Raw genomic sequence first — 11,261 nt, forward strand, 5'->3', positions numbered from 1 at the left:
CAAACCCGGTCCCGTCCGCCCGGGTCCCGGTTGGAGGTACGGCCCAGATGCTGGCCACTGTGTTCGCCCCGAAGTTCGTGATCGTCTACGCCTACATCGCCTCGGCGCTATGGGTGCATTTCCGCGGCCAGGTGCGGCACCGCTTCACCCGCCAGCTGACCGACCACTCGACCTTCTTCGCCCCGATCAACTGCTTCATGTACCTGTTCTCGCGGGTGCCGAGCACGCCCTATCACGACCCGCGCAGCTTCCCGGAGCTGCAGGCGCTGAAGGACAACTGGCACGTGCTGCGCGAGGAGGCGCTGCGGCTGCAGGAGGAGGGCGACATCAAGGGCTCGGACAAGCTCGACGATGTCGGCTTCAACTCCTTCTTCCGGCGCGGCTGGAAGCGCTACTACCTGAAGTGGTACGGCGACCCGCTGCCCTCGGCCGCGACGCAGTGCCCGAAATCGGTGGCGCTGGTGCAGACCATCCCCGGCCTGAAGGCGGCGATGTTCACCTCGCTGCCGCCGGGCGGCAAGCTGGTGGCGCATCGCGACCCCTATGCCGGCTCGCTGCGCTACCATCTCGGCCTGATCACGCCGAACGACGACCGCTGCCGGATCGTCGTCGACGGCAAGTCCTACAGCTGGCGCGACGGCGAGGACGTGGTCTTCGACGAGACCTTCATCCACTACGCCGAGAACTTCTCGGACGAGAACCGGGTGATCCTGTTCTGCGACGTCGAGCGGCCGATGCGGTTCCGCTGGGCGCTGGCGGTGAACCGTTTCTTCGCCAAGTACCTGATCCAGGCCGGCGCCACCCGCAACGCCGACGGCGACAAGGTCTCGGGGCTGAACAAGGCGTTCGCCTACATCTACCCGATCCGGACCTACTTCAAGGGTGTGAAGAAGAAGAACCGGAAGCTGTACTACGCGATCAAATACGTCTTCTTCGGCGGGCTGCTGGCGGCGTTCCTCGCCCTGGCCTGATCGCCTTTCTTCGGACACGCCGCCGCGCCACCGTATCGGCCGGCCCGTTCCCCGCACGAGGCGTGATCTGCGGTGACATCCCTGACGCATGAAGGCGGCCCTGCCGCCTTCGACCGCTTCGTCGCCATCGACTGGTCCGGTGCGGTCGGCGCCTATGACGGCATCGCCGTGGCCGAGTGCCGGGCCGGCGCCGAGGGACCGGCGCTGCTGCAGCCCCCGGCCGGCCGGCGCTGGACCCGCACCGCCGTGACCGAGTGGCTCGAGGCGCAGGCGCTGGGCGGCGGCCGGATCCTGGCCGGGATCGACTGCGCCTTCTCGCTGCCCTTCGCCGTCGCCGCCGGCTACCTGCCGCCGGGCGGCGACGCCCGGGCGCTGTGGGCGCTGGTCGACCGGGTCGCGGCCGGGGCGCCGGACTTCCATGGCGCCGGCTTCGCCCGCCATGCCGACTACGTTGCCGATTTCTGGCATCGCGGGCCGCGCCCGGCCGGCTGGGTCGAGCCGCACCGCGCCGCCGAGCTGGCCTGTCGCCGCGACGGGCTGGGCGCGCCGGACAGCCCGTTCAAGCAGTTCGGCCCCAAGACCGTCGGTCCCGGCGCGCTGGCCGGGATGCGGGTGCTGCACCATCTGCGCAGCCGGCTCGACGGGCGGCTGGCGGTGTGGCCGTTCGAAACGCCGGCGGCGCAGCCGCTGGTCATGGTCGAGATCTTCCCGCGGCTGTTCTGGCGCCGCTCCGGCCGCATGCTCAGCGCCAAGGTGCGCGACCGCGCCGGGCTCGACGCCGCGCTGGCCCGGCTCGGCAGCGGCCCGGCCGCGGCGCCGGATCCGCTGACCGACCACGCCACCGACGCTCTGGTGGCCGCGGCCGGGTTGCGGGCGCTGGCCGGGGATCCGATGGTCTGGTCGCCGCCGGGGCTGGACCCCGCCACCGCCCGGACCGAGGGCTGGATCTTCGGGGTACGCGGATGAAGGCGCTGCGGCTGCTGCTCGCGACCGTCATCGCCCTGATCGGCGGGTTCCTCGGCCTCGCGGTGCTGTACATCGCCGTCGCCACGGCGCTGGCGCTGCTGCCGCTCGGCGGCCGGGCGCAGCAGGTCGCGGCGGGCGACCCGCCGGCCTATGTCTGCGCCACCCTGACCCATTCCGACATCGTGCTGCCGGCACGGGACGACCTGGCCGATTGGACGGCGGTGTTCCCGGACGCGGCGCCGGTCGCCTTCGTGCCGAACCTGCATGTCGCCTTCGGCTGGGGCGACCTGACCTTCTACCGCGAGACGCCGCGCTGGGCCGACCTGCGCTTCCGCACCGCCATGGCGGCGCTGTTCGGCGGCGGCCCCAGCGCCCTGCACGTCGCCTATGTCATGGACCCGGCCACAGCACCCGGCTGCAAGCGGCTGGCGCTGGACCGGGCAGGGCGGCAGGCGCTGGTCGACACCATCCGCGGTACGGCGGCGCTGGGCCCGGACGGGCGCGGCGTGCTGGCGGCGCCCGCGGGGACCGGAACTTACGAAGCCTTCTACGCCGCCCACGGCACCTACCGCCCCTGGCGCACCTGCAATGTCTGGACCGCCGATGCGCTGCGGGCCGCCGGCGCGCCCACCGCGCTGTGGGCGCCGTTCAGCTTCGGTGTGATGTGGCCGCTGGGGTGACTATTTCTTCTGCCGGCGCTTCCGCGGCTCCGGCTTCTTCGGGATGAAGCCCTCGGCGTCGCCGTCCACCGTCTTGTCGGCATAGGAGACGGCGCGGCCCTGATAGGGCCCCTGGGCGGCGGAGATGAACTGCAGCGTGCCGCTCAGCTCATACAGCTTGGCGCAGCGCTCCTCGCCCTCGCGGAAGCTCAGGCACAGCTCGTCCCTGCCGTCCGGCAGGTACCAGCGGCCGCGGAAGGTGGTGCGCCGGTCGCGGTACCATAGCTGCCCGTCCGGGGCGAAATACTCGGTCCAGGCGTCGCCGGCCTTGTCGGTGTTGGTGTCGACCGAGAAGGTGCCGTAGACGGTCTTGTCGTTCAGCCGCTCCAGCAGGTCCATGCGGGGGATCGGCTTGGCGCCATGGGCCAGCAGGTCCTCGGCGGTCGGGGCCGGCGGCAGCGGCTTCGGCGCGCAGCCCGCCAGCATGCCCAGCAGCACGATCCCCGCCACGATCCCCAGCCTCATCGCCCGATCTCCCAAATCTCTGAGCCGACTCGCTCCCGTCGAGAGACGATAATACTATGTTATGCACGGATGGCGGGAAAATCTCTCGCCCTCGGACTCCTTTCAGCGCGCCAACGCGTTGGCCGCCCCGGCCGCCAGCACGCCGAGCCAGACCGCGACCAGGCACAATACCACCGACAGCACCACATTGGCTCCGGCGCGGGCCCATTCGCCGTCCTGCATCAGCCCCAGCGTTTGCAGGCTGAAGGAGGAGAAGGTGGTGTAACCGCCGCAGACCCCGACCATGACGAAGGTCCGGACATCGGCGCTGACCAGGAAGCGGCCGTCCGGCCCGGTCAGGCCGCCGAAGATGCCGATGACGAAGGAGCCGAGGATGTTGATGAACAGCGTGCCCCAGGGGAAGGCCGCGCCGAAGCGCTCGATCGCGAGGGCGGAGCACCAGTACCGCGCCATGCCGCCCAGCGCGCTGCCGGCCGCGACCCACAGATAAGTCCCCACGCGACGATCCCCTCTCGTGCTACACCACCCGCATGAGCCGAACGCCCGCCCCGCCGCCGACCCGAAAAGACCATCCTGCGCCGAAGCCCGCGGCCGGCGCCACCCCGCGATCCGGCGACCCAGCGCCGCGCGCTGTGCAAAACGTCGCGGTGTCGCCGGACGACGGCGAGCTGCGGCTGGACCGCTGGTTCCGCCAGCGCTTCCCGGGCCTGACCCATGGCCGGCTGGAGAAGCTGCTGCGCACCGGCCAGGTCCGGGTCGACGGCAAGCGCGCCAAGGCGGCGCAGCGGCTGGAGCCGGGCCAGACCGTCCGCATCCCGCCGCTGGACGAGGCGGCGGCGCAGCCGCCGGTGCCGCGCGCGCCGATGCCGCTGAAGGCGGAGAAGGAGCAAGGGCTGGCGGCGGAGCTGAAGCGCGCCATCCTGCTGATCGATGACGACGTGATCGTGCTGAACAAGCCGTCCGGCCTGGCGACGCAGGGCGGCGGCAAGGTCAAGGCGCATGTCGACGGGCTGCTGGACCATCTGCAGTTCGACGCCAAGGAGCGGCCGCGGCTGATCCACCGGCTGGACCAGGAGACCTCGGGCGTGCTGCTGATCGGGCGCACCGCCAAGGCGACGCGGCGGCTGAGCGAGGCGTTCCGCGAGCGCGCCACGCGCAAGGAATACTGGGCGGTGACGGCCGGGGTGCCGCACCCGCATCAGGGCCGCATCGACCTGGCCCTGGCGCGGTCGCCGAACAATGTCGGCCGAGTGGTCGAGGATGGTGACGAGGAGGGCCAGCGCGCGGTCACCGATTATTCGGTGGTCGAGGCCGCGGCCCGGCATGCCGCCTTCGTCGCGCTGTGGCCGGTGACCGGCCGCACCCACCAGCTGCGCCTGCACATGGCGGCGCTGGACACGCCGATCCTGGGCGACGGCAAGTACGGCGCCGGCAAGGCCGTGATCGCGGGGGCGGAGCTGCCGCGCCAGCTGCATCTGCATGCCCGCCGGCTGGTGCTGCCGCACCCCACGCGCGGCACCATCGACGTCACCGCGCCGCTGCCGCCGCACATGGCGACGACCTTCCGCTATTTCGACTTCGACCCCAAGGCCAAGCCCGAGGGGCCGGAGGATTGACGCGCTGACGGCCGTGCCGGCCTCCGCCGCCGAAATCGTCGCCTGGGCGATGGCCAATCCGGTGAATGCCGCGCTGCTGCAGCGGCTACCGCGCCTCGGCCTGCCGCAGTGCTATCTCACTGCCGGCTGCCTGTTCCAGGCGGTGTGGAACCGGCGCTCCGGCCAGCCGCCGGAGACGGCGGTGAAGGACTACGACATCTTCTACTTCGACAACCGCGACCTGTCCTGGGAGGCGGAGGATGCGGTGATCCGCGAGGCTGCGGCCCTGTGCGCGGATCTCGGCGTGGCGGTCGAGGTCAAGAACCAGGCCCGCGTCCATCTCTGGTACCGGCAGCGCTTCGGTGGCGCCTATCCGCAGCTGCGCTCGGCCACCGACGGCATCGACCGATATCTCGTGCAATGCACCTGCATCGGCATCGAGGCGGCAACGGGCCGGCTCTACGCCCCGAACGGGCTCGACGACATGGTCGCGGGCGTGCTGCGGCCCAACCCGCTGAACCCCTCCCCCGAGCTGTTCCGCGCCAAGGCGGAGTCGTACCGGGCGCGTTGGCCCTGGCTGACGATCGCGGAATAGACACGCCGATGGATCGGAAGGGAAGGCGGGCGTGACGCCCGCCTTCCCGTGCCGGCCTACTGGACCGTCTTGACCCGGACGGTGAAGTGGCGCTTGCCGTACCAGATCGTCACCCGGCTGTAATTCGCCTTGGCCGGATCCTCGACGAAGGGCGGGACTTCCATCGGGGTCAGCGCCTGGGTCGCGGGGTCGGAGGGCGCCGTCGCCCAGAGCTCAAGGACCTTGGTCCTGCGGCCCGCCGTGCGGTCGCTGTCGACCAGCGTGACCGTCCAGCCGCTGGACGGTGCGGTCACGGCGCCGAGCTTGCCTTCGACATGCAGTGACGCGGCCTCGCCCGGCATCGTGTTCAGCCAGGCTTCGAAGTCCCGCGGATTGACCCTCAGCTTGCCGGCTTCGTTGACCGTGGCGACCGCCGGGGCCGGTGTCTCGGCGGCCTGCGGGGCCGGGGCGGTCGTCTGCGACGAGCCGCATCCGGCCAGGCCGGTCATGAAGAATCCTGCAAACAGCACTGTATGGATCTTGGCCATTTGGGCTTCTCCCTGGAAATCAACGTTACAATAAAGCGGTTTTATACGGCATTGGCGCGTAATAAGCGAGCCTGACCGAAGCGGCGGTCTTGTTTTTCTTGGCCGTCGCAAATGGTCGGCGGCCCGGTTTCGGCCGCGATGGATGCCCGCGCAGCCCTGGAGGGCGGACCGCAGTCCTTTCAGGCTGCCGGTCCGGACCAGGGGCCGCCATAGCCCGGCTGCACCTCGGCGTAGCGCTGCGTCCACACCGGCAGCGGCGCATCGGCCAGCAGGGCCTCGAGCCGGTCGAGATAGGCGTGGGTGCCGGGGACGAAGCCCCCGGCGTCGCGCGGCCGCAGCCCGATATGGCTGAAGCGCAGCAGCGTGCCGTCGCCATCCTGCTCCAGCTCGTAGCGCACCACGGTCTCGCCGATGATCGACTGGTGCCATTCATGCTCCAGCAGCCGCGGCGGGTCCCAGGCCAGGATGCGGCCGGCGATGCTGCGGTGCTGCGGCGGCACCGGCGGGCCCTCGGCCACGGTCTCGATCCGGCCGCCCCGGCGCGGGTCGATCGTGGTGGGGCCCAGCCAGCGGCCGCGCTGCGCCGGGTCGGTCAGCGCCGCCCAGACGGCCTCGATCGGATAGGGCAGGCGGCGCTCGAACCGGATCGTCGCCGTCTCGCCGTGGCGGATGATGGTGCCGGTGCGGCTGGTCATGTCGGGTCGTCCTGCTTGTGCGGCACGGTGGCGGCCAGGTGCAGCTCCAGCGCATCGAGATGGCCGGCCCAGTGCCGGCGGAAGCGCTCCAGCCACGCGTCCATCTCGGCCAGCCGGTCGGGCTTCAGCGCGTAGATCCGCTGCTGCGCCGCCGCTCGGGCCTCGACCAGCCCGGCCTCGCGCAACACCCGCAGATGGCGCGAGACGGCGGGCTGGGTCAGGGCCGGGAAGGCGGCGACGATCTCGCCCGCCGGCCGCGCCTGGTCGGCCAGCAGGGCGAGGATCGCCCGGCGGTGCGGCTCCGCCACCACTTCGAACACGTCCATGACAATATATGATCTCAGGATTATATAATCGTCAACGTATATGGCATCACTTGCCGCGCGCCAGAGCCAGGCCGAGTCCGGCGCCGACCAGCAGGCCGCCGGTGATCCGCTGCCGCAGCCGGCCGTGCCGCGCCAGCAGCGGGCGGGCGCGGGCGGCCAGCAGCGCCCAGCACCCATCCAGCGTCATGGCCAGCAGCAGGAACACCGCCGACAGCAGCGCCACCTGCGGCCCCGCCGGCCGCGCCGGGTCGACGAACTGCGGGAAGAAGGCGCCGTAGAACAGCAGCGTCTTCGGATTGGTCAGCGACACCAGCACGGCGCGACCATAGATCGCGCGGGCGGATTTCGGCTGCGCCGCCACCCGGGTCAGGTCGGCCGGCGGCGCCCGCCAATGGGCGATGCCGAGCCAGACCAGGTAGGCGACGCCGACCCAGCGCAGCGCCTCGAACCAGTGGCCGGCCGTGCCCAGTGCCTCGGCCATGCCGAAAGCGGTGAGGCCGAGCTGCAGCACCATGGCCGAGCTGGTGCCGGCGACGGTCAGCAGGCCGGTGCGCGGCCCCCAGGCGACGCTGTTGGCGACGATCAGGGCCACGTTCGGCCCCGGGACCAGGATGATCACGGTCACGGTGGCGATGAAGGCGAGAAGCAAATGCGGGTCGATCATCGGGGCTCTCCGAACGGGGGAGGGGCCGGCGAGGATCAAAGAAAAACCCCGCCGGATGGGCGGGGCGTCGTGCGTCGGGCCGTCAGCCGCCGGTCAGGAAGACCGCGGCTTCGCCCCGGGCGCGCATGCGACAGCGACCGCCGGATGACGGCGGGCTTGTTGCAGGCGAAGGGAGGCGGTGCGACGCATGGCGGCAAAGTAAGCGCGGCGGGGTGGGGCCGTCAATCCGGCCGGCCGGCGGCAGGGCTCCGAATGCAGGCTTCGGAGACGGGAGCGTCCTCCCTTTCTGTCATTGCCGGGCCTGACCCGGCAATCCAGGGGCCACCGAGAGTTGCTCTGAAAGCCCCTGGATCCTCGGGTCAAGCCCGAGGACGACAGAAAAATAGAACACAGTCCTGAGCTCAATCCGCCTCGGTTGTTGCCACGCAGACCAGCCGTGGCCGTCAGCCGGCCCGGGGGGCCGAGGTCATCCAGCCGACGACCGCGCCGGTCGGATCGCGGACGATGGCGATGCGGCCGACGCCGGGCACGTCGAAGATGTCGCGCATCAGGGCGCCGCCGGCCTGCTGTGCCCTCGCGACGCGGGCGTCGACATCGTCGACCTCGATATAGGCGAACCAGTGCGGCGGCACGTTCTCCATGCCGGCATGGCCGCGGATGTCGAAGATGCCGCCCACCATCCGGTCGCCGGCCTTGGCGACGATGTAGTCGCCGCCGGTCGCCATCGGCATGGTGTCGAAGCTCCAGCCCAGGGTCTTGCCGTAGAAGTCCCGGGCGGCCTCGGGGTCGCGGGTGTTCAGCTCGTTCCAGCAGAAGGTGCCGTGTTCGGGCATCGTCGCCTCCCATCCGGCGGCGGGGGTGCCGCCGTCCGGACAGGATATCACGGCTTCGGTGACGATCCCGCGACCGCCGGCGCCGGACCGGCCCCGGCCGGGACGGCACGGGCCTGGCGGGCGGCGCGCAGCCTCTGCAGATGCTGGTCGGCCAGCACGCCGATCAGGATCACCGTGCCCATCACCGCGAAGTTGAGCGAGGAGGGGATGCCGAGCAGGTTGACCAGGTTCTGCAGCACCTGCAGCAGCACGGTGCCGAGGATGATGCCGAGGATCGACCCCTCGCCGCCGCGTAGCGAGCAGCCGCCCAGCACCGCCGCGGCGATGGCGTAGAGCTCATAGAAATTACCGTGCGCCGAGGGCTGGATCGAGTTGGTGTAGAAGGCGAGAAACACGGCCGCGAGGCCGGCAAGGAGGCCGCAGATGACATAGGCCGAGGCGATCACGGCCCGGGTGCTGATGCCGGAATAGCGCGCCGCCTCCTCGTTCTTGCCGACGGCGAAGAGGTAGCGGCCGAACACCGAGCGGTGCAGCACCACCCACATCACCAGCGCCACCACGACCATGGCCAGGAAGGTGTTCGGGATGCCGAAGCTCTGGCCGTTGGCGAAATCCGCCAGCGTGTCGAAATCGCCGCCATAGCCGAAGCCGACGGTGGCGTCGTCGGTGTAGTAGCGGGCGGCGCCGCGATAGATCAGCAGGGCGCACAGGGTGACGACAAAGGGCTGGATGCCGACCCGGGCGACCAGGAAGCCGTGGATGGCGCCGAACACCCCGCCCATGCCGATGGCGGCGGCCAGGGCCAGCGGCCAGGACCAGCCCCAGTTCACCACCATGTCGACGAAGACGACGCCGATCAGCGCGAACATCGACCCGACCGACAGCTCGATGCCGGCGGTGATGATCACCAGCCCCTGGCCGATCGAGAACAGCCCGTACAGCCCGACCAGATTGGCCATGTTGTACAGGTTCACCGCCGAGATGAAGCGCGGCTGCAGCACCGCCACGACGCAGCCGATCACCAGGATCAGGATCGCCAGCCCCAGTTCCTTCCTCATCTACCAGACGTCCTCCCGGTTCGCGTCTCTTCGCGTTCTATTCGCTGTCATTGCCGGGCTTGACCCGGCAATCCAGAAGATGTCGAGCCCCCTGGATGCCCGGGTCAAGCCCGGGCATGACGACAAGGGGACAGTCACTAAGCCGCCAGCGGCCGGCCGACGGCGAGCTGCATGACGTTGGGCTCGCTGAACCGGTCGCGGTCCAGGGTGCCGGCGATCCGGCCCTCATGCATCACCGCGATGCGGTCGCTGACGCCGATCACCTCCTCCATGTCGCTGGAGATCATCAGGATCGGGACGCCGCGATCGGCCAGGTTGCGCATCAGCTGGTAGATCTCGGACTTCGCCCCGACATCGATGCCGCGCGTCGGCTCGTCGAAGATCAGGAAGCGCGGCTGCAGCGCCAGCCATTTCGCCAGCACGATCTTCTGCTGGTTGCCGCCGGACAGCTTCAGCGCCGTGGTGGTGACCGACGGCGTGCGGATGCGCAGCCGCTCGCGCTGGGCTTCGGCCTCCTTCGCCTCGCCGCGGCCGTCGATCAGCCAGCGCTTGGCGACCTGGCGCAGGCCCGGCAGGGTGACGTTCTCGGCGATGGTCATGTCCAGCACCAGGCCGCTGCGCTTGCGGTCCTCCGGCACCAGGAACAGCCCCTGGGCGATGGCGGCGCGGGGCGACCCGATGACTAAGGCCTTGCCGTCCAGGCGGATCTCGCCGGCCAGCATCCGGTCGATGCCGAACACGGCCCGCGCCAGCTCGGTGCGGCCGGACCCGACCAGGCCCGCCAGGCCCAGGATCTCGCCGCGGCCGACCGAGAGAGTCACCTCGTGCTCCGGCCAGGCCGTGGTGCGCACGCCGCGAATCTCGACCGTGTCCGGCTGCGCCGCGACGCCGGGCGGGATGTACAGCGCCCGCAGGTCGCGCCCGACCATCATCCGCACCATGCGGTCGTGATGGATCTCCTCGCGGTCCAGCGCCCCGACCAGCCGGCCGTCGCGCAGGCACACCACGCGGTCGGCGCAGGCCTCGATCTCGCCCAGCCGGTGGGTGATGAAGATGATCGCCACCCCGGCCGCCTTCAGCTCGCCGATCACGCGCAGCAGCGTCTGGGTCTCGGCGATGGTCAGGCTCGAGGTCGGCTCGTCCATGATGATGATGCGGGCGTTCAGCGACAGCGCCTTGGCGATCTCCACCATCTGGCGCTGCGCGATCGACAGCTCGGCCAGCGGCGTCGCCGGCCCGAAATCGACGACGAGCCGGTCGAGCAGCCCCTGCGTGTCGGCGCGCAGCCGCGCGGTGTCGACCAGCTTCAGCGGGCCGAAGCGCCGCGGCTCGCGCCCGATGAAGACGTTGGCGGCGACGTCGAGATTGTCGAAGAGGTTCAGCTCCTGATGCACGAAGGCGATGCCGGCGGCGATCGCCTCCTGCACCGTCAGCGCCGCGCGCTGGGTGCCGCCGACGGTGACGGTGCCCGTGGTCGGGGCCTCGACCCCGCCCAGGATCTTCATCAGCGTCGACTTGCCAGCCCCGTTCTCGCCGATCAGCCCGACCACCTCGCCGCGGCCGACGGACAGGCTGACATCCTTCAGCGCCTGCACGCCGGGATAGATCTTGGAGATTCCCTCCATGGCGAGGACGGCATCGGTCATGGCCGGGCACTCCTCGTCGGGTCCGCCGAGTTCACAAACCTTTTATGAGTCCTCCCTCCCCTTGCGGGAGGGGGGTAGCAACTGTCTTGGGAGAGAGGTGTCATGCGGCGTGGTTTTGCCACGGTGCGTTGTCCCTGAGCATGGCGTTGAGGATGGTGAGCATCCGGCGCATGACGGCGACGATGGCGACCTTGGGCTTTT

At 70.5% G+C, this 11,261-nt stretch carries 14 protein-coding genes; 5 read left to right on the forward strand and 9 right to left on the reverse strand.

Annotated elements, in window-relative coordinates:
• Window positions 1-47 precede the first annotated feature (47 nt).
• From BWR60_RS20545 to BWR60_RS20555, 3 genes are all read left to right on the forward strand, one after another.
• A complete protein-coding gene (locus BWR60_RS20545; RefSeq protein ID WP_088152876.1) occupies window positions 48-971 on the forward strand; it encodes an aspartyl/asparaginyl beta-hydroxylase domain-containing protein in 924 nt (307 codons plus the stop codon).
• Between the two features lie 72 nt (window positions 972-1,043).
• A complete protein-coding gene (locus BWR60_RS20550; RefSeq protein ID WP_230983121.1) occupies window positions 1,044-1,937 on the forward strand; it encodes a hypothetical protein in 894 nt (297 codons plus the stop codon).
• Window positions 1,934-2,617, forward strand: coding sequence for a DUF2459 domain-containing protein (locus BWR60_RS20555; RefSeq protein ID WP_088152877.1), 684 nt, complete (start codon window positions 1,934-1,936; stop codon window positions 2,615-2,617). Before BWR60_RS20550 ends, BWR60_RS20555 begins: the two co-directional genes overlap by 4 nt.
• Here BWR60_RS20555 and BWR60_RS20560 read toward each other — a convergent pair whose 3' ends face one another.
• Together BWR60_RS20560 and crcB are read right to left on the reverse strand one after the other, a co-directional pair.
• Entirely contained in the window at window positions 2,618-3,121 is a 504-nt protein-coding gene (locus BWR60_RS20560; RefSeq protein ID WP_088152878.1) for a hypothetical protein, read from the reverse strand.
• Between the two features lie 102 nt (window positions 3,122-3,223).
• Complete coding sequence (gene crcB / locus BWR60_RS20565; protein WP_088152879.1) at window positions 3,224-3,619, reverse strand: fluoride efflux transporter CrcB; 396 nt, start codon at window positions 3,617-3,619, stop codon at window positions 3,224-3,226.
• Between the two features lie 149 nt (window positions 3,620-3,768).
• On the opposite strand from crcB, the gene BWR60_RS20570 reads away from it, so the two are divergent.
• On the forward strand, window positions 3,769-4,737 hold the full coding sequence (locus BWR60_RS20570) for an RluA family pseudouridine synthase (RefSeq protein WP_230983122.1): 969 nt from the start codon (window positions 3,769-3,771) through the stop codon (window positions 4,735-4,737).
• Window positions 4,738-4,750: 13 nt separating this feature from the next.
• On the forward strand, window positions 4,751-5,311 hold the full coding sequence (locus BWR60_RS20575; RefSeq protein WP_230983123.1) for a nucleotidyltransferase family protein: 561 nt from the start codon (window positions 4,751-4,753) through the stop codon (window positions 5,309-5,311).
• A gap of 56 nt (window positions 5,312-5,367) precedes the next feature.
• Here BWR60_RS20575 and BWR60_RS20580 read toward each other — a convergent pair whose 3' ends face one another.
• The 7 genes from BWR60_RS20580 to BWR60_RS20610 form a co-directional block, all read right to left on the reverse strand.
• Window positions 5,368-5,838 (reverse strand): hypothetical protein, encoded by a 471-nt coding sequence (locus BWR60_RS20580; protein ID WP_088152881.1) that lies wholly within the window; start codon window positions 5,836-5,838, stop codon window positions 5,368-5,370.
• A gap of 179 nt (window positions 5,839-6,017) precedes the next feature.
• The gene (locus tag BWR60_RS20585; RefSeq protein ID WP_088152882.1) at window positions 6,018-6,533 is read right to left on the reverse strand and encodes an SRPBCC family protein; all 516 of its coding nucleotides are present in this window, start codon (window positions 6,531-6,533) and stop codon (window positions 6,018-6,020) included.
• Window positions 6,530-6,859 carry an ArsR/SmtB family transcription factor gene (locus BWR60_RS20590; protein ID WP_088152883.1) on the reverse strand — a complete coding sequence of 110 codons (330 nt, stop codon included), beginning with the start codon at window positions 6,857-6,859 and terminating at the stop codon, window positions 6,530-6,532. The genes BWR60_RS20585 and BWR60_RS20590 overlap by 4 nt, the downstream gene beginning before the upstream one ends.
• Window positions 6,860-6,905: 46 nt before the next feature.
• Entirely contained in the window at window positions 6,906-7,523 is a 618-nt protein-coding gene (locus tag BWR60_RS20595; protein ID WP_088152884.1) for a LysE family translocator, read from the reverse strand.
• Between the two features lie 443 nt (window positions 7,524-7,966).
• Window positions 7,967-8,356: a VOC family protein gene (locus tag BWR60_RS20600; RefSeq protein WP_088152885.1), complete on the reverse strand. Its 390-nt coding sequence runs from the start codon at window positions 8,354-8,356 to the stop codon at window positions 7,967-7,969.
• A 47-nt stretch (window positions 8,357-8,403) separates the two neighbouring features.
• The gene (locus BWR60_RS20605) at window positions 8,404-9,414 is read right to left on the reverse strand and encodes an ABC transporter permease (RefSeq protein WP_088152886.1); all 1,011 of its coding nucleotides are present in this window, start codon (window positions 9,412-9,414) and stop codon (window positions 8,404-8,406) included.
• A gap of 137 nt (window positions 9,415-9,551) precedes the next feature.
• Window positions 9,552-11,060 (reverse strand): sugar ABC transporter ATP-binding protein, encoded by a 1,509-nt coding sequence (locus tag BWR60_RS20610; protein WP_088152887.1) that lies wholly within the window; start codon window positions 11,058-11,060, stop codon window positions 9,552-9,554.
• Window positions 11,061-11,261: the final 201 nt, after the last annotated feature.

The sequence above is a fragment of the Inquilinus limosus genome, assembly GCF_002195995.1.
Classification (GTDB): domain Bacteria; phylum Pseudomonadota; class Alphaproteobacteria; order DSM-16000; family Inquilinaceae; genus Inquilinus; species Inquilinus limosus_C.